Source organism: Streptomyces sp. NPDC041122 (assembly GCF_055592445.1).
Genome location: NZ_JBVIYQ010000005.1, coordinates 543,376 through 566,693, shown reverse-complemented (window position 1 = coordinate 566,693; position 23,318 = coordinate 543,376). Strand labels below are relative to the sequence as shown.

Genomic DNA, 23,318 nt, shown 5'->3' with positions numbered 1-23,318 from the left:
CCGGCTCCCGCGCTCCGCTAGGCGACCGCGGCCGTCAGCGCCGCCGCCAGCTCGGGGTGGTCCACCCGCTCCACCCGTACGGCATCGCAGCCCACCCAGGACGCCGCCTCGCGCAGCGCCTGCGCCATCGGGGCCACCGCCTTCGGGCCGTCCAGCGTCACCTGCCGGGCCACCAGCGTGCGGCCCTCGCGCGCGGGGTCGACGCGGCCGACCAGCCGGCCGCCCGCGAGCAGCGGCATCGAGAAGTAGCCGTGGATCCGCTTGGGTTTGGGCACGTACGCCTCCAGGCGATGCGTGAAGCCGAAGATCCGCTCGGTGCGCGGCCGTTCCCAGATCAGCGAGTCGAAGGGCGACAGGAGCGTCGTGCGGTGCCGGCCGCGGGGCGCCGTCGCCAGCGCCCGAGGGTCCGCCCAGGCGGGCTTGTCCCAGCCCTGCACGGCCACCGGAACCAGCCCCGAGTCCGCGACCACCGCGTCGAACTGCTCGCCCTTGATGCGGTGGTAGTCGGCGATGTCCGCGCGCGTGCCGACGCCCAGCGCCTCGCCGGCCTGGCGGACCAGGCGGCGCAGGCACTCCGCGTCGTCCAGGTCGTCATGGAGCAGTGCGTCGGGGACGGCGCGCTCCGCCAGGTCGTACACCCGCTTCCAGGAGCGGCGCTCCGTGCACACCACCTCGCCGTACATCAGCGCGCGCTCGACCGCGATCTTCGACTCGGACCAGTCCCACCACTCGCCCTTGTTCTTCGCGCCGCCCAACTCCGTGGCGGTGAGCGGGCCTTCGGCACGGAGCTGCTTGATGACCTGCTCGTACGTGCCCGGGGTCAGGTCGTGATGCCAGTGCGGACGGGTGCGGTAGGCGCGGCGGCGGAAGGCGAAGTGCGGCCACTCCTCGATGGGCAGGACGCACGCGGCGTGCGACCAGTACTCGAACGCGTGGGTCTGCGTCCAGTACGCCGCCTCCACGGTGTCGCGGCCCACCGCGCCCAGCCGTGCGTACGGAATGAGTTCGTGCGACCGGGCCAGGACCGAGATCGTGTCGAGCTGGACCGCGCCGAGCTGCCGCAGGACGCCCCGCACGCCGGACCTGCGGTCCGGTGCGCCGAGGAAACCCTGGGCGCGCAGGGCGATGCGGCGGGCCTCGTCGGCGGAGAGTTCGGTGGCGGGGCTCGGCAGACTCGTCATGGTGTGAACGATAGGCGGCGGCACTGACATGGGGGCCTGGACCTGGGACTTGGGGCGGGGACGTGGGACGGACCTGGGTGTGGGCCCGGCGCGGGCTCAGTGCCGGGCGGGCAGGTACGGGTACGGCGACGGCAGGTCCAGGTCCGAGGGGAGCAGCGCGCCGATCCAGCAGTCACGGAGCACGCCCTTGTTGAGCAGACCCGCGCGGTTCACGCCCTCGACGGTGAAGCCGGCCCGCTCCACGACGGCCCGTGACGCGGTGTTGCCGACCTCCGCCCGCCACTCCAGGCGGGTGCAGTGCAGCTCCGTGAACGCCCACCGCGCGAGCCCCAGGACGGCCTCCGTCATATAGCCGCGGCCCCGGTGCTCCTTGGCCAGCCAGTAGCCGACCTCCCAGGCGCCCGAGCGCGGGTGGTGCAGGCTGGCGGCGGCGAGCAGCGGCCCGCCCTCGCGCGGACGCACCGCGAAGGCGTACTCACGGTCGTGGCGCCAGTCGTCCGGCACCACGCGTTCGATGTAGGTCTCGGCGTCCACGCGCGCGTAGGGCGACGGGATCGTCGTCCAGCGCTGGATGTCGGGGTCCTGGCAGGCGGCGTGGGTCTCGTCCGTGTCCGCCGGGGTGAAGACGCGCAGGCACAGACGTTCGGTGGTGACGGTGACGGGCTCCATCGAACGATTCTGCTGGGGCGAGGGGGCCCGGAGCCAGCTTTTTACGAGCTTTCGCGATCACCCCGCACGGGGCACTCGGGGGTGCTACCCGGCACCTTCGGCGCTCCTCGTCCGTTGACCTCATGGCAGACCTCCCGGGGCAGCCTGGTCCTCGCATACGATGGCCGTTGCCCGACGAGTAAAACCGACCATGCCAGGCCCGACCGGCAAGGAGACCAACCCCCGTGTCCGTCCTCTCAAAGATCATGCGTGCAGGCGAAGGCAAGATCCTGCGCAAGCTGCACCGCATCGCGGACCAGGTCAACTCCATCGAAGAGGACTTCGTCAGCCTCTCCGACGCCGAGCTGCGCGCGCTGACCGAGGAGTACAAGGAGCGTTACGCCGACGGCGAGACGCTCGACGACCTCCTGCCCGAAGCCTTCGCGACCGTCCGCGAGGCCGCCAAGCGCGTCCTGGGCCAGCGCCACTACGACGTCCAGATGATGGGCGGCGCCGCGCTGCACATGGGCTATGTCGCCGAGATGAAGACCGGTGAGGGCAAGACCCTCGTCGGCACCCTGCCGGCGTACCTGAACGCCCTGTCCGGCAAGGGCGTCCACCTGATCACGGTCAATGACTACCTGGCCGAGCGCGACTCCGAGATGATGGGCCGCGTCCACAAGTTCCTGGGTCTGAGCGTCGGCTGCATCCTGGCCAACATGACGCCGGCCCAGCGCCGCGAGCAGTACCACTGCGACATCACGTACGGCACGAACAACGAATTCGGCTTCGACTACCTCCGCGACAACATGGCGTGGTCGCAGGAGGAGCTGGTCCAGCGCGGCCACAACTTCGCCATCGTCGACGAGGTCGACTCGATCCTCGTCGACGAGGCCCGTACGCCGCTGATCATCTCCGGCCCCGCCGACCAGGCCACCAAGTGGTACGGCGACTTCGCCAAGCTGGTCACCCGCCTCACCAAGGGCGAGCCCGGCAACCAGCTGAAGGGCATCGAGGAGACCGGCGACTACGAGGTCGACGAGAAGAAGCGCACCGTCGCCATCCACGAGTCCGGCGTGAGCAAGGTCGAGGACTGGCTGGGCATCGACAACCTCTACGAGTCGGTGAACACGCCCCTCGTCGGCTACCTCAACAACGCCATCAAGGCCAAGGAACTCTTCAAGAAGGACAAGGACTACGTCGTCATCGACGGCGAAGTCATGATCGTCGACGAGCACACCGGCCGTATCCTCGCCGGCCGCCGCTACAACGAGGGCATGCACCAGGCGATCGAGGCGAAGGAAGGGGTGGACATCAAGGACGAGAACCAGACCCTCGCCACCATCACCCTCCAGAACTTCTTCCGCCTCTACAAGCGCGAGGGCTACGACAGCGGCCTCTCCGGCATGACCGGTACGGCGATGACCGAGGCCGCCGAGTTCCACCAGATCTACAAGCTGGGCGTCGTGCCGATCCCGACGAACCGGCCGATGGTCCGCGCCGACCAGTCCGACCTGATCTACCGCACCGAGGTCGCGAAGTTCGCCGCCGTCGTCGACGACATCGCCGAGAAGCACGAGAAGGGGCAGCCGATCCTGGTCGGCACCACCTCCGTGGAGAAGTCGGAGTACCTCTCGCAGCAGCTGTCGAAGCGCGGCGTGCAGCACGAGGTGCTCAACGCCAAGCAGCACGACCGGGAGGCGACCATCGTCGCCCAGGCCGGCCGCAAGGGCGCCGTCACCGTCGCCACGAACATGGCCGGACGAGGCACCGACATCAAGCTCGGCGGCAACCCCGACGACCTCGCCGAGGCGGAGCTGCGCCAGCGCGGCCTCGACCCGGTCGAGCACGTCGAGGAGTGGGCCGCCGCGCTGCCCGCCGCCCTGGAGAAGGCCGAGCGCTCCGTCAAGGCGGAGTTCGAAGAGGTCAAGGAGCTCGGCGGCCTGTACGTGCTGGGCACCGAGCGGCACGAGTCGCGCCGCATCGACAACCAGCTGCGCGGTCGTTCCGGCCGTCAGGGCGACCCCGGCGAGTCGCGGTTCTACCTCTCGCTCGGCGACGACCTGATGCGGCTGTTCAAGGCGCAGATGGTCGAGCGCGTGATGTCCATGGCCAACGTGCCGGACGACGTGCCGATCGAGAACAAGATGGTCACCCGCGCCATCGCCTCCGCGCAGTCCCAGGTGGAGCAGCAGAACTTCGAGACCCGGAAGAACGTCCTCAAGTACGACGAGGTCCTCAACCGGCAGCGCGAGGTCATCTACGGGGAGCGCCGCCGCGTCCTGGAGGGCGAGGACCTGCAGGAGCAGATCACGCACTTCATGGACGACACCATCGACGCGTACATCGCCGCGGAGACCGCCGAGGGCTTCGCCGAGGAGTGGGACCTGGACCGGCTGTGGGGCGCCTTCAAGCAGCTCTACCCCGTCAAGGTCACCGTCGAGGAGCTGGAGGAGGACGCGGGCGACCGCGCGGGTCTCACCGCCGAGTTCATCTCCGAGTCCATCAAGGACGACATCCACGAGCAGTACGAGGCGCGCGAGGCGCAGCTCGGCTCCGACATCATGCGTGAGCTGGAGCGCCGGGTCGTCCTGTCGGTCCTCGACCGCAAGTGGCGCGAGCACCTCTACGAGATGGACTACCTCCAGGAGGGCATCGGCCTGCGTGCCATGGCGCAGAAGGACCCGCTGGTCGAGTACCAGCGCGAGGGCTTCGACATGTTCAACGCCATGATGGACGGCATCAAGGAGGAGTCCGTCGGCTACCTGTTCAACCTGGAGGTCCAGGTCGAGCAGCAGGTCGAGGAGGTCCCGCTGGAGGACGCGGCGCCCTCGCTCACCAAGGACGGCGCGCAGGACGCGGTGCCGGCGGGTGCGCACTCCCGGCCGGAGATCCACGCGAAGGGCCTGGAGGCCCCGCAGCGGCCCGACCGCCTGCACTTCCAGGCGCCGAACGCCGAGGGCGGTGTCGACGAGGGCGACTTCGCCACGGACGGCGAAGGGGTCCGGTCCGAGTCGGACGGGATGACCCGGGCGGAGCGCCGCAAGGCTCAGAAGGGCGGGCGGCGCCGGAAGAAGTGACGCTGTCGCTGTGACGTGACGGTGGCTTGAGGTGCTGTTCGACCGTCTCTTGAGGGGCTGTTGTACGGCGGCTTGAGGGGCTGTTCGACGGTGGCTTGAGGTGTCGTTCCAAGTGAAGGGGCCGGGCTTTTGTCCGGCCCCTTTGGCGTGGGCTCTACGGAGCGCTCGGGTCCGTTTCCACCGCCGTGCAGCGCCATCTGCGGTCCGGGCCCAGGGCCAGGCGGAACGCCAGCGCGCGCAGGCGGGAGCCCGTCGCCACCCGCGCGAAGACCTCGTACGCCTCGGGGTGCGGCTGGTAGTGGCCGATGCGGTGGATCGTGGGGCGGTGGCCGCCCGCGCAGAGGGGGCGGAGCTCGGCGAGGCGGGCCAGATCGTCGAAGGCCGTGTTGGCGATGTGACGGGCCACCCAGTGCAGCGGGCGCTGGCCGCTGAGGACCAGCACGAGGCGTTCGGTGAACAGCTCCGTGGGGTGCGGGGGTGGCTGGGCGGGGATCGTCCGGAGGGCTTGCGGGGAGCGGGGGGAGCCCGTGGTTCCGGGGGACTGGCCCCGGGCGGGAGTGGCCGGGGTGGGGGACGGCGGCGTGGGGCGGCGGGAGTCTCGGCGGTTCGGGGGGCGGCCCGCGGGGGTGCGGGTCGCGGTCGGGCGTGGGCGGGGCCTCGTCATCACCTTGCGCATGGGCGCCTCCGTCTCGTGCGTCTCGTACGTTTCGTACCGGGGAGTAACTTTCGTTGGGGATCTTGTACGGGGGCGGTGGCGGAGGGCGCAAGCGGTGGCGGGGCGGGCCGGGACGGCGTGCGGGTTCACCTATCAGGGGGACGCGGGGTCCCGTCGGCGCGGTGAACGCCGGGGCGTACCGGGTGAAGGGGCGGAGGCGCGTTGACGGTGTCGGGGGTGGTGGGGGGAGCTCGATGGGGGACTCCGGCCGGGGAGTCCCGCACGTATCCTGAAGGTCATCCACGACCACGAGGTCCGCCCGTGCGGACCCGAACGAAAGCGGTCAGCCATGCGCGTCTACGTTCCTCTGACCCTGCCCCGGCTCGCCGAGGCGTACGAGGCGGGGGAGCTGGGGCCCGGCCCGCTGGTCGCCTACGCCGTGACGCCCGCCCTGCGGGAGTGGTACGTCTCCGACGACATCGAGGAGCTCGAGTACGCGGCGCTGAACCGGGCCGCGCTGGCGTCGCTGCGGCTGATCGCGGTGGACCCGGGGGTGGCGCGGCGACGGGTCGTCCTCGCGGCCGACGTGCCGGACGGTGAGGCCGTGGCCGACCCCGACCGCGGGCTCGATCAGGGGGCGCTCGGGGAGGTGCGGCTCTCCGGCGGGTTGCCGCTCGGGAAGGCCGCGGCGGTGCATGTCGACGCGGCGGACGCGGAGGCGGATGTGGCGGCGGCCGCGGGGGCGCTGGGGGCGGCGGATCAGGGGGACGATGATGCGCGGTTCGTGGTGGACGGGGCCGAGGACCATGAGTTGCTGTGGTTCGCCACGCAGGAGATTCCTGGGCTGATCGCCTAGGGGGTTCCTGGCCGCGGGGGTGTGGGCGTGCGTCTGCGCCTGGGGTTCGTCTTGGGGTGCGGGGCCGTGGGGGTATGTGCGTACTCGCTATCCCTGCGGCGCTGCCTCGCGGACAATGTTGCTATTGCTGGCTCGGTGCTCCGTGCGCACATACCCCCACGTCCCCTCCCGTCTCGTACGCGCGTGCTGGCCGGTGGGCCCCTCGCGTCCCGTGCGAGGGCAGCGGTCGGGTGCTCCGGAGCTGGGTGGGGAGGTAGCGTTTTTGTATGAAGATGCTGCGTGGGGCGCATATCGTGTGGGACTGGAACGGGACGCTGCTGCATGACATCCATGCGGTGATCGACGCCACCAACGCGTCCTTCGCGGAGCTCGGGCTCGAACCGATCACGCTGGAGCGGTACCGCGACCTGTACTGCGTGCCCGTGCCCCGGTTCTACGAGCGGCTGATGGGGCGGCTGCCGAGCGATGCCGAGTGGCAGATCATGGACGCCGTCTTCCACAAGCACTACTGGACGCGGGTGGACACCTGCTCGCTGGCCGAAGGGGCCGCCGAGCTGTTGGCGGGGCGGCGGTCCGGCGGTCGTACGCAGTCGTTGTTGTCGCTGGCTCCGCACGAGCACCTGGTGCCGATCGTGCGCAGGCACGGCATCCACGAGTACTTCGTACGGGTCGACGGGCGGACCGACGCCTCCCACGACGGCAAGGCCGAGCGGATGGTGCGCCACCTCGCCGAGCTGGAGGGGGTGGACGTCGACCGGGTCGTGGTGATCGGGGACGCCCTCGACGACGCCGTCGCCGCCGCGCACGTCGGTGCGCGCGCCGTGCTCTACACCGGCGGGTCGCACAGCCGGGCGAGCCTGGAGCTCGCCGGGGTGCCCGTCGTGGACAGTCTCGCCGAGGCCGTCGACGTGGCGGAGCGGCTCGTCGGCTGAGGGTTGCGGGATTCCGTTCACGCTCCGCGTTGTTCTGCGTACGCTGAGGTGTGCGGGTGACCTGACGGGGGCGGTGACGCGATGGGCTTCGGCTTCGGGCAGCGGCGGGGTGGGCAACTGCCCGCCGAACTGACCTCGTTCGTCGGCCGGGTCGACGAACTGGCGCGGATCCGGGGCGCGTTCTCGTACGCGCGGCTCGTGACGCTGGTCGGGCCGGGTGGCGTGGGCAAGAGCCGTACCGCGCTGCGGGCGGCCGCCGGGCTCGGGGAGCGGTTCCCGGACGGGGTGTGGCTGGCCGAGCTGTCCGCCCTGCACGACCCGGAGTTGATCCCCGCCATGCTCGCCGCCGTCCTCGAGCTGCCGGAGCAGTCGGGGATGGCGCCGCTCGACGCGGTCGTCGCGCATCTGCAGGGGCGGCAGCTGCTCATCGTCCTCGACACCTGCGAGCATCTGGTCGACGCCTGCGCGATGCTCTCCGACATCCTGCTGCGCGAGGCCGCGGACGTGTGCGTCCTCGCCACCAGCCGGCAGCCGCTGGACGTGCCGGGTGAGCACTGCTGTTCCGTCGCGCCGCTCGGCGTGGAGGACGCGGTCGAGCTCTTCGCGCAGCGTGCGGCCGGTGTGGTGCCCGGGTTCGCGGTGGGGGAGGCGAACCGGGAGCCGCTGACGGCGCTGGTGCGTCGGCTCGACGGCATTCCGCTCGCCCTCGAACTCGCCGCCGTCCGGCTGCGGGCGGTGTCCGTGGAGGAGCTGGCCGCGCGGCTCGACGACCGGTTCCAGGTGCTCACCGGAGGGCGGCGGACCGCTCTCTCGCGGCATCAGACGCTGCGTACGGCCGTCGACTGGTCGCACGAACTGTGCACCCCCGCCGAGCAGTTGCTGTGGGCCCGGCTGTCGGTGTTCGCCGGGTCGTTCGAGCTGGCCGCCGCCGAACAGGTCTGTGGGGACGCGGAGTTGCCCGTGGGGGAGGTGCTCGGGCAGCTGATCGGGCTCGTCGACAAGTCCGTGGTGCAGCGGCTCGGTGAGACGGGCAACCGCTACCGGCTGCTCGACACGCTCCGCGAGTACGGGGCGGAGCGTGTCGCGGAGGTGGAGGACGACGGGGGCGCCGCGCTGCGGGCACGGCACTTCGCGTACTACCGGGATCTGGGCCGGCGCTTCGAGGAGGGCTTCCTGACCGCCGCGCAGCCCGAGCTGCACCGGGCCGTACGGGCGGAGATCGCGGATGTGCGGGCCGCTCTCGACCACGCGTACGGGGAGGAGGGGCGGGCCCGGGAGGGGCTGCGCCTCGCGGCCCGGCTGTGGCCGCACTGGCGGGCCTCCGGGACGCTCTCCGAGGGCGGCTACTGGATCGAGAAGGGGCTGGAACGGGTTCCGGAGGACTGCACGGCGCGGGCCTGGGGGCTGCTCGCGACCGGTGCGTTCGGGGTGTGGACGGGGGATCTGGGCACGGCCGTCGAGCGGATGGCGCTGGCGCGGGAGTGCGCGGAGCGGGCGGGCGAGGGCGAGGTCGCGCAGTTCGCCGAGGCGTACGCGCACGGGCTCGCCGCGCTCTGCGGCGACGAGGGCGGGCTCGCGCGGCTCGCCGATGTGCGGCGGCGGATGGTCGAGAGCGACAACCTGCTGGGGGTCGTGGTCATGAACAGCGAGGGGGCGCTGCTCCGTGCGGTCATCGGGGACACGGAGGGGGCGCTGGAGCTGTGCGCGCAGGGCATCGAGCTGCTGGAGGGCACGGGGGAGCGGCAGATCTACGGGGCGACGCTGACGACGCAGGGGCTGGTGCGGTGGCTCACGGGGGAGCGGGAGGCGGGGGTCGCCTCGCTGTGCCGGGGGCTGGAGGCGGCGAGTGACGTGGACGAGGTGCTGGTCGCCGCGATGTGCTGTCACGGGCTGGCGTGGGCGGCGGCGGGGGAGGGGCGGGCGGTGCGGGCGGCGTGGCTGTTCGGGTACGCGGAGACCGCGCGGCGGCTCGGCGGGGATCCGATCGGGATGCTCCCGTCGCTTCTGGAGCGGCAGGAGGCGGCGCGGGGGGTGGTACGGGAGGCGCTCGGGGAGCGGCAGTTCGGGCGGTGGCATGCGGTGGGGGCGCGGTTGTCGGGGCGGCAGGTGCTGGAGGCGGTTCGGGGTGGGGCGGATACGCCGGGGCGGGTTGGGGTTGGGGTTGGGGTGGGGGTGGGGTCGGGTTCGGGGTCGGGTGGTGGTGCTGGTGCGGGGGATGTGTTGACTCGGCGGGAGCGGGAGGTGGCTGTGCTGGTTGCGCAGGGGCTGTCCAATCGGGAGATCGCTGAGCGGCTGGTCATCTCGAAGCGGACTGCGGATGCGCATGTGGAGCACATTCTGGCGAAGTTGGGGGTGGGGTCGCGGAGGGAGGTTTCGGGGGTGATTGCTTAGGGGGTGGGTGCGGGGGCGGGTGCGGGTGTGCTTTGGGCTGGGGTCTGCGCCTTGGGCCCGTCTGTGGGTGCGGGGCCGCGGGGGTATGTGCGTACTCGCCATCCCTGCGCCACTGCCTCGCGGACAATGTTGCTAGAGCGGGCTCGGTGCTCCGTGCGCACATACCCCCACGTCCCCTCGCGTCTCGTACGCGCGTGCCGGCCGGTGGGGGCTGCCCCCTTGCTTGCTTGCTCCTGCTTCGGGCGTACGTTGCGCGGCGAGCGCCCTGCCCCCACTCCCGCCGCCCTGCGGCGCGGGGCGAACGTCCGCCGACCGGCTTTGCTCGCGCAGGGCGTCGCAGGGTGAACGCCTGACCCCCGCCATGCGGCGCAGGTAATACGCCCGCCGACCGGCCCTACCCGCGCAGGGCGAACGCCCCTCGCCGCCCTCGTGGGTGGACGACTGCTCGCTCGCCCCTACCCTCGCCGGACGGCGCGGGGCAAACGCCCCGCCCCTGCTCCCGCCCTGCGTCGCGGGGCGAACGGGTGGGTGGGCGGGAGGGATCCGCCGCGGAGCGGCGGCTTGGCTTCTGGGGGGGGGGCTTGGCGGTGCGGGGTGGGATCGGTTCGCCCGGAGGGCAGATACGTGCGGGGTGACCGATGACCGTCCCGCCCGGAGGGCATACCTGCCGGGTGACCGAGGGCCGTCCCACCCCGGGAGGGGGCCCGCCCTCGCCGACAAGGGCAGGCCCGTGGCCGCTGAGGGGCGGCCCGGGCTTGAGTCTGGGGGGGTGTCCGCCTCGCCCGCATCGGTATGCGGGGGCGCCTGCATACCGAAGAGGAGTGCCCCGCATACCGAGATGCGAGGCCACGGCACCGCTCCGTATACCTAGCGCACCGGCGCCTTCGCCCGCAGCACCGTGAGGAACTCCCGCATCCAGCCCGAGTGGTCCGGCCACGCGCGGGCCGAGACCAGCGTGCCGTCCACCACCGCCTCCGCGTCCTGGAACGTCGCCCCGGCTGCCTGCATGTCCATCTCCAGCGCCGGGTACGCCGTCACCCTGCGCCCGCTCAGGCCGCCGATCGCCGCCGTGAGCAGCGGGCCGTGGCAGATCTGCGCCACCGGCTTGTCCGCGTCGAAGAAGGACTTGAGGATCTTGCGGAGCTCCGGGTCGTTGCGCAGGTACTCGGGGGCCCGGCCGCCCGGGATCACCAGCGCCACGTACTGGCCGGGATCCACCTCCGCGAAGGCCAGGTCGGCCGGCCAGGTGTAGCCCGGCTTCTCCGTGTATGTGTCGAAACCCGGCTCGAAGTCGTGCACCACGAACCGGAGCGTCTTGCGGGCGGGGGCGGCCATGTGGACCTCGTACCCCTCCTCGCGCAGCCGCTGGTACGGGTAGAGGACCTCCAGGGACTCCGCCGCGTCCCCGGTCACCAGCAGGATCTTCGCCGCCATGTCGCGCTCCCCTCGGACGGGCACCGCCTCCGTCGGGCCGGCACCCACCCGGCCAACGTGCCCGTGCGGCGGCCCTTTGCCAAGAGGGCGGGCGCACTGTGCAGACTGTCGAAGTTCCACCCGTGGTTTTGTACACATGCGGCTCATGACGGCTTCCCGGTGCGGGGCGATAGCCTTGTCCCGTGATCAGCGCGATATCCCGCGGGGGCATGGACGCCCCCGCCCTGCGCCCGGCGAACACGGACCACCGTGCCCGGGCCCTCGCTGACGCTTCTTCGCGGTGCGGCCGACCGGGCCGGGCGAGCCATCGGTCAGTGGAACCGCTGAAAATGGCGGAAAGCTGTCCGCTCTCCCATCACCGCGGCATAACGTCGAACTCGGCCGGAGACCCCGTGCCGCGGCGTTACGGCACATCACTTCCTTCTACGTCACGCAACGGCGCGCGACAGGAGTCAGAGGACAATGCAGACCAAGCTGGACGAAGCCAAGGCCGAGCTGCTCGCACGGGCTGCCCGGGTAGCTGAGAACAGCCCGGCCGGGGGACACCTCCCGACCGGGACGACGAGCGAGGCCACGCCGGACCAGGACATGGCTCTCGCGTTCCTCCAGCGCTACTACCTGCACACCGCCCCCGAGGACCTGGCCGACCGCGACCCGGTCGACGTCTTCGGAGCCGCCTTCTCCCACTACCGGCTCGCCGAGAACCGCCCCCAGGGGACGGCCAACGTGCGGGTCCACACCCCGACGGTCGAGGAGAACGGCTGGACCTGCAGCCACTCCGTCGTCGAGGTGGTCACCGACGACATGCCCTTCCTCGTCGACTCCGTCACCAACGAGCTGTCCCGGCAAGGCCGCGGCATCCACGTCGTGATCCACCCGCAGGTCGTCGTCCGCCGTGACCTGACCGGCAAGCTCCTGGAGGTGCTGCCCTCCGAGGCCGGCGCCGAGCTGCCGCACGACGCGCTCGTCGAGTCGTGGATCCACGTCGAGATGGACCGCGAGACGGACCGCGCCGACCTGAAGCAGATCACCGCCGATCTGCTGCGGATCCTCTCCGACGTCCGCGAGACCGTCGAGGACTGGGAGAAGATGCGCGACGCCGCGCTGCGCATCGCCGACGAGCTGCCCGCCGAGCCCACCGCCGGCGACCTGCCCGACCAGGAGGTCGAGGAGGCCCGCGAGCTGCTGCGCTGGCTCGCCGACAACCACTTCACCTTCCTGGGCTTCCGCGAGTACGACCTCACGGACGACGACTCGCTCTCCGCCGTCCCCGGCACCGGCCTCGGCATCCTGCGCGCCGACCCCCAGCACGACGGCGACGACCACCACCCGGTGAGCCCGTCCTTCAACCGGCTGCCCGCCGACGCCCGCGCCAAGGCCCGCGAGCACCGCCTCCTCGTCCTGACCAAGGCCAACAGCCGGGCCACCGTCCACCGGCCCAGCTACCTCGACTACGTCGGCGTGAAGAAGTTCGACGCCGAGGGCAACGTCGTCGGTGAGCGGCGCTTCCTCGGGCTCTTCTCGTCCGCCGCGTACACCGAGTCCGTGCGCCGCGTGCCCGTCATCCGCCGCAAGGTCGCCGAGGTGCTCAAGGGCGCCGGCTTCTCCGCCAACAGCCACGACGGGCGCGACCTGCTCCAGATCCTGGAGACCTACCCGCGCGACGAGCTCTTCCAGACCCCGGCGGACGAGCTGCGGTCCATCGTCACCAGCGTCCTGTACCTCCAGGAGCGGCGCCGGCTCCGCCTCTACCTGCGCAAGGACGAGTACGGGCGCTACTACTCGGCGCTCGTCTACCTGCCGCGCGACCGCTACACCACCGGCGTCCGGCTGCGGCTCATCGACATCCTCAAGGAGGAGCTGAACGGCGCCAGCGTCGACTTCACCGCCTGGAACACCGAGTCGATCCTCTCCCGCATCCACTTCGTCGTCCGCGTGCCCAAGGGCGGCGAGGTCCCCGACCTCTCCGACGCCGACGTCGAGCGCATCGAGGGCCGGCTGGTCGACGCCGCCCGCTCCTGGGCCGACGGCTTCGCCGAGGCGCTCACCGCCGAGTGCGGCGAGGAGCGCGCCGCCGAGATGATCCGCCGGTACGGCCACGCCTTCCCCGAGGGCTACAAGGCCGACCACACGCCGCGCGCGGCCGTCGCCGACCTCCAGCACCTGGAGCAGCTCAACCAGGGCGAGCACGACTTCGCGCTCTCCCTGTACGAGCCGGTGGGCGCCGTCCCCGGCGAGCGCCGCTTCAAGATCTACCGCACCGGCGCGCAGGTCTCCCTCTCCGCCGTGCTGCCCGTGCTCCAGCGCCTCGGCGTCGAGGTCACCGACGAGCGTCCGTACGAGCTGCGCTGCGCGGACCGTACGCACGCGTGGATCTACGACTTCGGGCTGCGCCTGCCCAAGTCCCCGAGCGGCAACGGCGACCACCTCGGCGACGACGGCCGCGAGCGCTTCCAGGAGGCCTTCGCCGCCGCCTGGACCGGCGCCGCCGAGGTCGACGGGTTCAACTCCCTGGTGCTGAGCGCCGGCCTCAACTGGCGCCAGGCGATGGTGCTGCGCGCCTACGCCAAGTACATGCGCCAGGCCGGCTCCACGTTCAGCCAGGACTACATGGAGGACACCCTCCGCAACAACGTCCACACGACCCGGCTGCTCGTCTCGCTCTTCGAGGCGCGGATGTCGCCGGGCCGCCAGCGCGCCGGCACCGAGCTGACCGACGGGCTCCTGGAGGAGCTCGACGGCGCGCTCGACCAGGTCGCCTCGCTGGACGAGGACCGCATCCTGCGCTCCTTCCTCACCGTCATCAAGGCGACCCTGCGGACCAACTTCTTCCAGAAGACGGAGAGCGGCAAGCCGCACAACTACGTCTCCATGAAGTTCGACCCGCAGGCCATCCCCGACCTGCCGGCGCCCCGCCCCGCGTACGAGATCTGGGTGTACTCGCCCCGCGTCGAGGGCGTCCACCTGCGCTTCGGCAAGGTCGCGCGCGGCGGTCTGCGCTGGTCCGACCGGCGCGAGGACTTCCGCACCGAGATCCTCGGCCTGGTCAAGGCGCAGATGGTGAAGAACACCGTCATCGTGCCGGTCGGCGCCAAGGGCGGCTTCGTCGCCAAGCAGCTCCCGGACCCCGCCGTGGACCGCGACGCGTGGCTGGCGGAAGGCGTCGCCTGCTACAAGACGTTCATCTCGGCGCTGCTCGACATCACCGACAACCTGGTGGCCGGCGAGGTCGTGCCGCCCGCGGACGTCGTGCGCCACGACGAGGACGACACCTATCTGGTGGTCGCGGCCGACAAGGGCACCGCGACGTTCTCCGACATCGCCAACCAGGTCGCCGAGTCCTACGACTTCTGGCTCGGCGACGCCTTCGCCTCCGGCGGCTCGGCCGGCTACGACCACAAGGGCATGGGCATCACCGCCCGCGGCGCCTGGGAGTCCGTCAAGCGGCACTTCAGGGAGCTCGGCACCGACACCCAGTCCGAGGACTTCACGGTCGTCGGCGTCGGCGACATGAGCGGCGACGTGTTCGGCAACGGCATGCTGCTCAGCGAGCACATCCGCCTCGTCGCCGCCTTCGACCACCGGCACATCTTCATCGACCCGAGGCCGGACGCCGCCACCTCGTACGCCGAGCGCCGCCGCCTCTTCGAGCTGCCGCGCTCCTCCTGGGCCGACTACGACAAGGAGCTGCTCTCCGCGGGCGGCGGCATCTTCCCGCGCAGCGCCAAGGCGATCCAGCTCAACGCGCACATCCGCGACGCCCTCGGCATCGAGGCCAAGGTCGGCAAGATGACCCCGGCCGACCTGATGAAGGCGATCCTGCAGGCGCCGGTCGACCTGCTGTGGAACGGCGGCATCGGTACGTACGTGAAGTCGTCGGCCGAGTCCAACGCGGACGTCGGCGACAAGGCCAACGACGCGATCCGCGTGGACGGCCAGGACCTGCGCGTGAAGGTCGTCGGCGAGGGCGGCAACCTCGGTCTGACCCAGCTGGGCCGCATCGAGTTCGCCCGCGCGGGCGGCCGGATCAACACCGACGCCATCGACAACAGCGCGGGCGTGGACACCTCCGACCACGAGGTGAACATCAAGATCCTGCTCAACGCGGTCGTCACGGACGGCGACATGACCGTCAAGCAGCGCAACAAGCTGCTCGCCGAGATGACCGACGAGGTCGGCCGGCTGGTGCTGCGCAACAACTACGCGCAGAACACCGCGCTGGCCAACGCCGTCGCCCAGTCGCCGTCCCTGCTCCACGCCCACCAGCGCTTCATGCGCCGGCTCGGCAAGCAGGGCCACCTCGACCGGGGCCTGGAGTTCCTGCCGAACGACCGGCAGATCCGCGAGCTGCTCAACTCCTCGCGCGGCCTGTCGCAGCCGGAGCTCGCCGTACTCCTCGCGTACACGAAGATCACGGCGGCGGACGAGCTGATCCACACGACGCTGCCCGACGACCCGTACCTGCAGCGGCTGTTGCACGCGTACTTCCCGAAGGCGCTGCGCGAGCGGTTCCCCGAGCAGGTCGACGGGCACGCGCTGCGCCGCGAGATCGTCACCACCGTCCTCGTCAACGACACGGTGAACAGCGGCGGTTCCACCTTCCTGCACCGGCTGCGGGAGGAGACGGGCGCCTCGCTGGAGGAGATCGTGCGGGCCCAGACGGCCGCCCGTGAGATCTTCGGCCTCAGCGAGGTCTGGGACGCGGTCGAGGCGCTCGACAATGTCGTCGCCGCGGACGTCCAGACCCGGATCCGGCTGCACTCGCGCCGGCTGGTGGAGCGCGGTGCGCGCTGGCTGCTCAACAACCGGCCGCAGCCGCTCCAGCTCGCCGAGACGATCGACTTCTTCAGCGAGGGCGTCGCCGAGGTCTGGTCCGAGCTGCCGCGGCTGCTCCGCGGCTCCGACCAGGAGTGGTACCAGGGCATCCGCGACGAGCTGACCGGTGCGGGCGTCCCCGACGAACTCGCCCAGCGGGTCGCCGGGTTCTCGTCGGCCTTCCCGGCGCTCGACATCGTCGCGGTGGCCGAGCGGACCGGCAAGGAGCCGATGGCCGTCGCCGAGGTCTACTACGACCTCGCCGACCGGCTTGCCATCACCCAGCTCATGGACCGCATCATCGAGCTGCCGCGGGCCGACCGCTGGCAGTCCATGGCCCGCGCCTCCATCCGCGAGGACCTGTACGCGGCGCACGCCGCGCTCACGGCGGACATCCTCGCGGCGGGCGACGGCGCCTCCACGCCGGAGGAGCGGTTCAAGGCGTGGGAGGAGAAGAACGCGCCGATCCTGAGCCGCGCGCGGACGACGCTGGAGGAGATCCAGAGTTCGGACGCGTTCGACCTGGCGAACCTGTCGGTGGCGATGCGGACGATGCGGACGCTGCTGCGCACGCACTCCTGATCTCTGCTAGGACGACAAGGGGGCGCCCCGGGCGAAAGGCCCGGGGCGCCCCCTTGTCGTCCCTGAGTCGTCGGCGGGCGGATGGGTTGCCTCCGCGGCGCGGAACGGGTGATGAGATTCGCCATACCCCATCAAATCAGACATTTGGGCTAAGGTGGGTGAGATTGTCTGACGGCGATACGAGATCCGGAACGCAGGGAAGGTCGCGACAGGGCGATGACGGAAGCCATTCTGCTGGTCGGCGGGCAGGGCACCCGGCTGCGGCCGGTCACGGTCCACACGCCGAAGCCGATGGTCCCCGCGGCCGGGGTCCCCTTCCTCGCGCACCAGCTCGCGCGCCTGAAGGCCGCCGGCGTCGACCACGTGGTGATGGCCACCTGCTACCTCGCCGAGGTCTTCGCACCCCACTTCGGCGACGGATCCGCGTACGGCCTGCGCCTGGAGTACGTCGTCGAGGACGAGCCCCTCGGCACCGGCGGCGCCCTCCGGAACGCGGCCGGGCGCCTCACCTGCGGGAGCGACGAGCCCGTCCTCGTCCTCAACGGCGACATCCTCAGCGGCGTCGACATCCGGAGCCTCGTCGAGGGCCACGTGCGGCGGGACGCCGACGTCACGCTGCATCTGACGCGCGTCGACGACCCCCGCGCCTTCGGACTCGTGCCGACCGACGCGCGCGGGCGCGTCCTCGCCTTCACCGAGAAGCCGCAGAGCCCCGAGGAGATCGTCACCGACCAGATCAACGCGGGCGCGTACGTCTTCCGGCGCTCCGTCATCGACACGATCCCGCGCGGCCGTGCCGTCTCCGTGGAACGGGAGACCTTCCCCGCGCTGCTCGCCTCCGGCGCGTATCTGCACGGGCAGGTGGAGGACGCGTACTGGCTGGACCTCGGCCGCCCCGAGGCGCTCGTCCAGGCCTCCGCCGACCTCGTGCGCGGCGTCATCACCTCACCCGCACTGCCCGGGGAACACGGTGAGTCGCTGGTCCTGCCGGGCGCGCAGGTCGCCCCGGACGCCCGGCTCGCCGCCGGCACCGTGGTGGGCGCGGGCTCCCGCATCGGCGCGGGCGCGGTCGTGCACGGCTCGGTCGTGCTCGGCGGCGCGGAGGTCGCGGCCGGCGCCGAGGTCCGCCGGAGCCTGATCGGCGCGAGGGCCCGCATCGGGCGCCGCACCGTCCTCGACGGCGCGGTCGTCGGGGACGGCGCGCGGGTGGGGGCCGACAACGAACTGCGGACCGGGGCGCGGGTGTGGTGCGCGGCGGTCCTGCCGGACGCGGCGCTCCGCTTCTCGCCGGACGTCGTGCCGGACGTGTCACCGGACGTACCCACGCCATCTCCGACCATCGAAGGGCTTGAGCTGTGACCGTGAACCTCCCCAAGGACGCGTCGGAGAACCTCCCCGGGAGCGCGGAGAATCTCCCCGGGACCGCGGAGGGCCTCGCCGCCCGGCTCCCCGAGGCCTGGGCCGCGACCCCGCTGACCGTCGTCATGCCCACCTACAACGAGGCGGGCAGCCTGCCGGGCATGGCGGAGGCCCTCATGGCGCTCCCGCTGCCCGGCCTGCGCCTCCTCGTCGTCGACGACTCCAGCCCGGACGGCACCGGGCAGATCGCCGAACGCTTCGCCGAGAGATACGGCAGTGCCCGCATGAGCGTCCTGCACCGCACCGAGAAGGACGGCCTCGGCCGGGCCTACGCGGCCGGCATGGCGCGGGCCGTCGCCGAGGGCGCGCACTACGTCCTGCAGATGGACGCCGACGGCAGCCACCCCGTGGCGAAGGCCGCCGAGCTGCTCGGCGTCGCCCTCGCCACCGACGCGGGCGTCGTCGTCGGCAGCCGCTACGTGCAGGGCGGCACGCTCTCCGACGCGTGGGGCGCCCACCGCAAACTGCTCTCCCGCTGGGCCAACGCGTACGCGGGCACCATTCTCGGCACCCGCGTCCGCGACATCACCGGCGGCTTCAACCTGTGGCGCGCCGACACGCTGCGCGCCATCGACCTGGCGTCGGTGGACAGCGCGGGCTACAGCTTCCAGGTCGAGATGAAGTACCGGGCGGTGCGCCGCGGCTTCGGCGTCATGGAGGTGCCGATCCACTTCGAGGACCGCACGGTCGGCGAGTCCAAGATGAATCTGATGGTGCAGCTGGAGTCGATCGTCATGCCGTGGAAGCTGCGGCTCGGCGCGAGAGCCGGCCACCGCGGCGCGGAGGCACGCCGATGACGCCCCCCACCCTGCAGGAGACGCGGCCCGCGCCGCCCGCGCCCGCCACCGCTCCGCCCGCCGCCCCCGCGGCGGCCCCCGCGCCCCGGTCCGCCCTCGCGCGGCTGCGCGCGCTCTGCGTCGAGCTCGTGAAGTTCGGCCTGGTCGGCGGCAGCGGCGTCGCCGTGAACCTGGTCGTCTTCAACCTCCTCCTGCACGGCCTCGCCTCCGGCCCGATGACGGCGACGGTGCTGGCCAGCTGCGTCGCCATGGGCACCAACTACCTCGGCTTCCGCTTCTTCGCGTACCGGGACCGCGCCTCGCGCACCAAGCGGCAGATCGCGCTCTTCTTCGTCTTCAGCGGGATCGGCGTGGTGATGGAGAGCGTGCTGTTCTACGCGGCGTACCGCGGCGCGGGCATGGACGGGCCACTCGGCTCGAACATCGCCAAGGCGCTCTCGATCGTCCTGGCCTCGGCGTTCCGTTTCCTGGTCTACCGGACGTGGGTCTTCCAGCACGATGCGCGTCGCCACTAACGCGGTCATACGGCCGCACGCGCGGGCCACCGCCCTGTCCCTCCCGGCTCTCCTCCTCGTCGTCCTGCTCGTCCTGGTGATCGTCCGCCTGCCCTGGGCGGGCGACCTGGGCATCCACGCGGCGACGATCGAGCGGCTGCGCCACGACCTCGTCGACCCGGGCAACCCCCTGGTCGACGCCGACACCCCCAGCCCGTACTACTCGCCCTGGATGCTGCTGCTCGGCTGCCTCGCCAAGGTCACCGGCCTGTCCGCCTTCGCGGTGCTGCGGGTGGCGGCGGTCGCGGGTCTGGCGCTGCTGGTGAGCGGGGTGTGGCACTTCGTGCGCACCTTCGGCGCCCGGCGCGGGGCGCCGCCGCTCGCCCTGCTCTGCCTGCTGCTCCTCTGGGGCCCGGGCCTCTTCACCTGGAGCGGTTTCCCCGGCCTCAACTCGCTGGCCCTGACGGCCTCGTACCCGAGCACGTTCGCGCTCGGCCTCTCCTTCCACTTCTGGGCCCTGCTGCGCGGGGCCCTGCGGGGCGCGGGGTGGCCCGCCTTCCTCGCCCTCGGGGCGCTGTGGTCGGTCATCCTCCTGAGCCACCAGTTCACCGGCGTGGTCGCGTCGTTCGGGGGCCTCGCGATGGTGCTGGGGGCACGGCCGTGGCCCGCGCGGGCGGTGCTGCTCCGGCTCGCCGGGGGGCTGGCGCTGGGGCTCGCCGTCCTGGCGGCCTGGCCGTACTACTCCTTCTTCGGCCTGCTCGGCGTGGGAGACCTGGAGGAGATCCACCGGTCCCTCTACCGGCATCTGCCGGCGCACTTCGGCCTGGCCCTGCTGCTGGGCGTCCCCGCGCTGGCGTTGCGATGGCGCCGGGACCGCAGGGACCCGCTGGTCCTCTTCTCCCTGCTCGGCGCCGCGATGTTCGCGGCGGGCGGCCTGACCGGCCACTACTCATGGGGCCGGGTACTGCCGGCGGCGCTGATCCCCGCGCAGCTGGCGGTGGCGCTGGAGGTCTTCGAGGCGGGGCGGGCGGGGGTACGGCGGGCGTTCGCCGGGGTCCTGGGCGCTGCCCTGCTCCTCGGCGCGTGGACGCAGGCGGGCACGCTGGGTTATGTGCTGCCGCGCGAGGACCTCCCGTCTCCGGTCGCCGCCAAGTACCGCCCGCCGTGGCCGGGTTACCGCTGGATCACCCCGCAGGTGCGGTACGGCGACGTGGTCCTGGCCAAGACGTTCCCGTCCCGCCAGATCCCCGCGTACGGCCCCTACACGGTGGCCCCCGGCTACCCGGACTTCTTCCTCCCCGACCAGGAGGAGCGGATGGCGGCGGTACGGGACTACTTCGCGCCGTCGACCTCGCGCGCCGGTCGCCTGGACATCCTGCGCAGGTACGGGGTGCGGTGGATCGTGGCGTACCCCGGCGGCGGGGGGCTGGGCGCGGACGACCCGGCGCTGCGGCGGGCGGGGGTGGGGCCGAGGGGGCAGGTTCTGTACCAGGTGCGGGGGTGATCTCGCGCTGAGCGCGCTTACCTCGGCGCGACGCCCTTGCGGAGGACTTGGGTGACGCGGAGCAGGCCGCGATCGTCGAATCGACGTTGTCGTGGATCTATCTGCGCAGCGCGAAGGTCCCCGTGCGACGCGGTCGCGGAGCGTGCGGCTCTCCGGATCGAGCCGTCGTTCAGCAAGGCCACCAACCCCCCAACTGCGCGGTTACGGGCGGCTGATGATCCCCGCGGCCGTGGCGGCGTCGCGCAGCGGAGACGCCGCCACGGCGGACGACTACCTCTCGCAGGCGCATGCGGCAGCGGCGCGCATCGGGCACGATGTGGCGCTGCACGGCACGCACTTCGGGCCGACCTCGGCGAACACCGAAGCCGTGGGGATCGCAGTGGCTCTGGGAAACCACGGCAAAGCGTTGACTCTGGCCTCGCGCACCCAACTGCCGGGCTCCATGCCCAAACTCGCCCGTAACCGCCACAAGCTCGACGTCGCCCTCACCCAGTGCACCGTCGAGGGGTGACGTTCCATCCGGTGCCGCGCGTATCCGTGGCGCGATGCGTGGCTGCTCGTCGCGCAGACCGACGACGGCAATGCGTAGGTGGTCGGGGCCTGTTGGCTGGACGGCCGACGCGTTCGGAGTGGCCTCAGCCCGGTGTGAACTCGTACTGCAGCTCGTAGAGGTGGCCGGCCTTGACCATGACGGTGGCCTCGATGGGACGGTCGTCGTCGCTGTAGACGACGCGCAGGGTGCGCAGGACGGGGAGGTCGCTGGGCAGGTTCAGAGCCCGGAACTGTTCCTGCGTGGGGATTCTCGCGGACACCCGGTCCACGCTCAGGCGGGGCGGGAAACCGAGTTCGGTGAGCAGGGCCGGAGTGCCGCCCTTGATCTTCCGTCCGCCCATGATCGCGGTCCCTTCGGCGATCCCCAAGGGGTAGTAGGACTTGACCAGTTCGGCTGGCTCGTCGTCGATGACGAGGATCTGATGTCGCAGGAGAGCAGCCTCGCCCTCGGTGAGTCCCAGGGCAGCCGCGACGTCGTCAGGAGGTCGGACCTTCGCCACTTCCAGCAGTGTGCTGCGGGGCCGGGCGCCGACCTTCGTGGCTTCGGTGAGCCAGCGGTAGGGCGCTCCCGTCGGCGCCGGTGCCATGTACGAGGCGGGGCGCATGGTCCGCTGCCGGTGTTCGCGCACCGTGACGGCGGCTCCGGCCCGTCCGATGACGAGTTGTTCGTCCTTGAGGAGCTGAAGCGCCTTCTGGATGGTCGCGTTGGAGGCGTCGAACCGCTCCTTCAACTGGATCGTGGAGGGCAGCTTCGCGCTCGGCGCGAGGTCGCCGCTCATGATCTCGTCCCGGAGATCGGCGGCGATGCGTTCGTGGAGAGACCGGCGGTCCGCTCCGCTGTCGTTGGAGGGCACGGTCATCCGATCCTGAGTTCGTAGCGCAGCTGCTGCAGTTGCGCGGGCATGACCATCATGTCGGCCTGGATCGGCCGCTCCTCGCTGTTCAGCGTCACCCTGTTCAGCCGAAGAACCGGCTGGTCCCGGCCCAGCCGCAGGACCTCGCGTTCGTCGTCCTCGGGCAGGCGGGCGGTCACGTCCTCGCGGACTCGCACGCCGACGTGGCCGAGACCGGCGAGGCAGGTCACCGCCCCGCCGCGAATCCTGCCCGTCTCGGCCAGCGGCGTGCCGCGGGCGATGTCGGCCGGGTAATACGAGTCCGTCAACTCGCAGGGCTTTCCGTCGAGTTCGATGACGCGACGGCGTACGACGACCGGTTCTCCGGCGCGGATGCCGAGCAGGTCCGCTACGGCGGTCGGTGCGGGGACCACCCCGGCGTGGGTGATGCGCTGGGTGCCCTTGCCGCCTCGGGCCGCGGCCTCTTCGCCCCAGGCGTCGGTCCGCCCCTTCTCGCGGGGCACCAGGTACGGCATCGAGGTGCTGACCCACATGTTGTCGCTCACGACTCTCCTCCTGCGTGGCCGACAGCGGCGACTTTGCCGCTTTACACGTTAAGCGAATCACATGAGGGGAAGGTCTTGGCCTTACCTTGCTGCTTTTCGCGAATGCCAGTATGGTCCCTGCATCGTGCAGCCCAGGAACAAGGCGGTGGTTCACCGTGTCTCTGTCACGGCAACGGCGGTTTCCTCGCGCTCGCAGTTCGGTGAGCGCCGCGCGTACCTTCGCCGTCGAGACCCTCATCGGGTGGGGGCTCGTCGATCGGCTGGACGACATACGGGTCTGCGTCTCCGAACTCGCCACCAACGCGGTGCTGCACGGTGTTCCGCCGGGACGTGAGTTCTGCCTGCGGCTGGTCGTCGAGGGGGCGCTGGTCCGTATCGAGGTGCGGGACAGCGGTGGGGGGTGCCCGGAGGTGCCCCCGCAGAGTGTCCATGAACTGGGTGGGCGCGGGCTCTTCCTTGCGACGGCGCTGGGGGACGACTTCGGGGTGATCGCGCACACTCCCGGTAAGACCGTGTGGCTGACCTTCAAGGTCGCAAGCGCCGCCCCGGAGGCGCGGTAGGGATCGGGACGGGTGGGTG

General features: G+C 71.6%; 16 protein-coding genes and 1 pseudogene. 11 read left to right on the top strand and 6 right to left on the bottom strand.

Features of this window, described 5'->3' with window-relative positions; genetic code table 11:
* Window positions 1–17 precede the first annotated feature (17 nt).
* A complete protein-coding gene (locus ACZ6B8_RS21355; protein WP_471078562.1) occupies window positions 18–1,211 on the bottom strand; it encodes a winged helix-turn-helix domain-containing protein in 1,194 nt (397 codons plus the stop codon).
* Between the two features lie 66 nt (window positions 1,212–1,277).
* On the bottom strand, window positions 1,278–1,850 hold the full coding sequence (locus tag ACZ6B8_RS21350) for a GNAT family N-acetyltransferase (RefSeq protein WP_471078565.1): 573 nt from the start codon (window positions 1,848–1,850) through the stop codon (window positions 1,278–1,280).
* Between the two features lie 224 nt (window positions 1,851–2,074).
* Here ACZ6B8_RS21350 and secA point away from each other — a divergent pair, with 224 nt between their 5' ends.
* Window positions 2,075–4,909: a preprotein translocase subunit SecA gene (secA, locus tag ACZ6B8_RS21345; protein ID WP_471078568.1), complete on the top strand. Its 2,835-nt coding sequence runs from the start codon at window positions 2,075–2,077 to the stop codon at window positions 4,907–4,909.
* A gap of 154 nt (window positions 4,910–5,063) precedes the next feature.
* Here the strand turns inward: secA and ACZ6B8_RS21340 are convergent, their stop codons facing one another.
* Entirely contained in the window at window positions 5,064–5,573 is a 510-nt protein-coding gene (locus ACZ6B8_RS21340; RefSeq protein ID WP_471608190.1) for an Rv3235 family protein, read from the bottom strand.
* 340 nt (window positions 5,574–5,913) lie between these two features.
* Here ACZ6B8_RS21340 and ACZ6B8_RS21335 point away from each other — a divergent pair, with 340 nt between their 5' ends.
* The 3 genes from ACZ6B8_RS21335 to ACZ6B8_RS21325 all read left to right on the top strand — a co-directional run bounded on the left by ACZ6B8_RS21335 (window position 5,914) and on the right by ACZ6B8_RS21325 (window position 9,743).
* Window positions 5,914–6,420 carry a DUF6912 family protein gene (locus ACZ6B8_RS21335; protein WP_471078574.1) on the top strand — a complete coding sequence of 169 codons (507 nt, stop codon included), beginning with the start codon at window positions 5,914–5,916 and terminating at the stop codon, window positions 6,418–6,420.
* Between the two features lie 266 nt (window positions 6,421–6,686).
* The gene (locus ACZ6B8_RS21330; RefSeq protein ID WP_471608170.1) at window positions 6,687–7,352 is read left to right on the top strand and encodes an HAD family hydrolase; all 666 of its coding nucleotides are present in this window, start codon (window positions 6,687–6,689) and stop codon (window positions 7,350–7,352) included.
* Between the two features lie 81 nt (window positions 7,353–7,433).
* A complete protein-coding gene (locus ACZ6B8_RS21325) occupies window positions 7,434–9,743 on the top strand; it encodes an ATP-binding protein (RefSeq protein ID WP_471608169.1) in 2,310 nt (769 codons plus the stop codon).
* 867 nt (window positions 9,744–10,610) lie between these two features.
* Here the strand turns inward: ACZ6B8_RS21325 and ACZ6B8_RS21320 are convergent.
* Window positions 10,611–11,177, bottom strand: coding sequence for a DJ-1/PfpI family protein (locus ACZ6B8_RS21320; protein WP_471078580.1), 567 nt, complete (start codon window positions 11,175–11,177; stop codon window positions 10,611–10,613).
* Window positions 11,178–11,639: 462 nt separating this feature from the next.
* On the opposite strand from ACZ6B8_RS21320, the gene ACZ6B8_RS21315 reads away from it, so the two are divergent.
* The 6 genes and pseudogenes from ACZ6B8_RS21315 to ACZ6B8_RS21290 all read left to right on the top strand — a co-directional run bounded on the left by ACZ6B8_RS21315 (window position 11,640) and on the right by ACZ6B8_RS21290 (window position 21,299).
* The gene (locus tag ACZ6B8_RS21315; protein ID WP_471078583.1) at window positions 11,640–16,574 is read left to right on the top strand and encodes an NAD-glutamate dehydrogenase; all 4,935 of its coding nucleotides are present in this window, start codon (window positions 11,640–11,642) and stop codon (window positions 16,572–16,574) included.
* Between the two features lie 216 nt (window positions 16,575–16,790).
* Window positions 16,791–17,867, top strand: a pseudogene (gene manB / locus ACZ6B8_RS21310) (mannose-1-phosphate guanylyltransferase); the annotation flags it as partial.
* Between the two features lie 191 nt (window positions 17,868–18,058).
* Window positions 18,059–18,790 (top strand): polyprenol monophosphomannose synthase, encoded by a 732-nt coding sequence (locus ACZ6B8_RS21305; protein WP_471079874.1) that lies wholly within the window; start codon window positions 18,059–18,061, stop codon window positions 18,788–18,790.
* Window positions 18,787–19,305 carry a GtrA family protein gene (locus ACZ6B8_RS21300; protein WP_471078589.1) on the top strand — a complete coding sequence of 173 codons (519 nt, stop codon included), beginning with the start codon at window positions 18,787–18,789 and terminating at the stop codon, window positions 19,303–19,305. Before ACZ6B8_RS21305 ends, ACZ6B8_RS21300 begins: the two co-directional genes overlap by 4 nt.
* Entirely contained in the window at window positions 19,289–20,788 is a 1,500-nt protein-coding gene (locus ACZ6B8_RS21295) for a hypothetical protein (protein WP_471608168.1), read from the top strand. Before ACZ6B8_RS21300 ends, ACZ6B8_RS21295 begins: the two co-directional genes overlap by 17 nt.
* A gap of 214 nt (window positions 20,789–21,002) precedes the next feature.
* Window positions 21,003–21,299 (top strand): hypothetical protein, encoded by a 297-nt coding sequence (locus tag ACZ6B8_RS21290; RefSeq protein ID WP_471078595.1) that lies wholly within the window; start codon window positions 21,003–21,005, stop codon window positions 21,297–21,299.
* Between the two features lie 124 nt (window positions 21,300–21,423).
* On the opposite strand, the gene ACZ6B8_RS21285 is transcribed toward ACZ6B8_RS21290, so the two are convergent.
* The gene (locus ACZ6B8_RS21285; RefSeq protein ID WP_471608167.1) at window positions 21,424–22,200 is read right to left on the bottom strand and encodes a GntR family transcriptional regulator; all 777 of its coding nucleotides are present in this window, start codon (window positions 22,198–22,200) and stop codon (window positions 21,424–21,426) included.
* Window positions 22,197–22,739, bottom strand: coding sequence for a GntR family transcriptional regulator (locus ACZ6B8_RS21280; protein WP_471608166.1), 543 nt, complete (start codon window positions 22,737–22,739; stop codon window positions 22,197–22,199). The genes ACZ6B8_RS21285 and ACZ6B8_RS21280 overlap by 4 nt, the downstream gene beginning before the upstream one ends.
* Window positions 22,740–22,894: 155 nt before the next feature.
* Between ACZ6B8_RS21280 and ACZ6B8_RS21275 the strand changes: the two genes are divergently transcribed.
* Window positions 22,895–23,299 carry an ATP-binding protein gene (locus ACZ6B8_RS21275; RefSeq protein ID WP_471608165.1) on the top strand — a complete coding sequence of 135 codons (405 nt, stop codon included), beginning with the start codon at window positions 22,895–22,897 and terminating at the stop codon, window positions 23,297–23,299.
* Window positions 23,300–23,318: the final 19 nt, after the last annotated feature.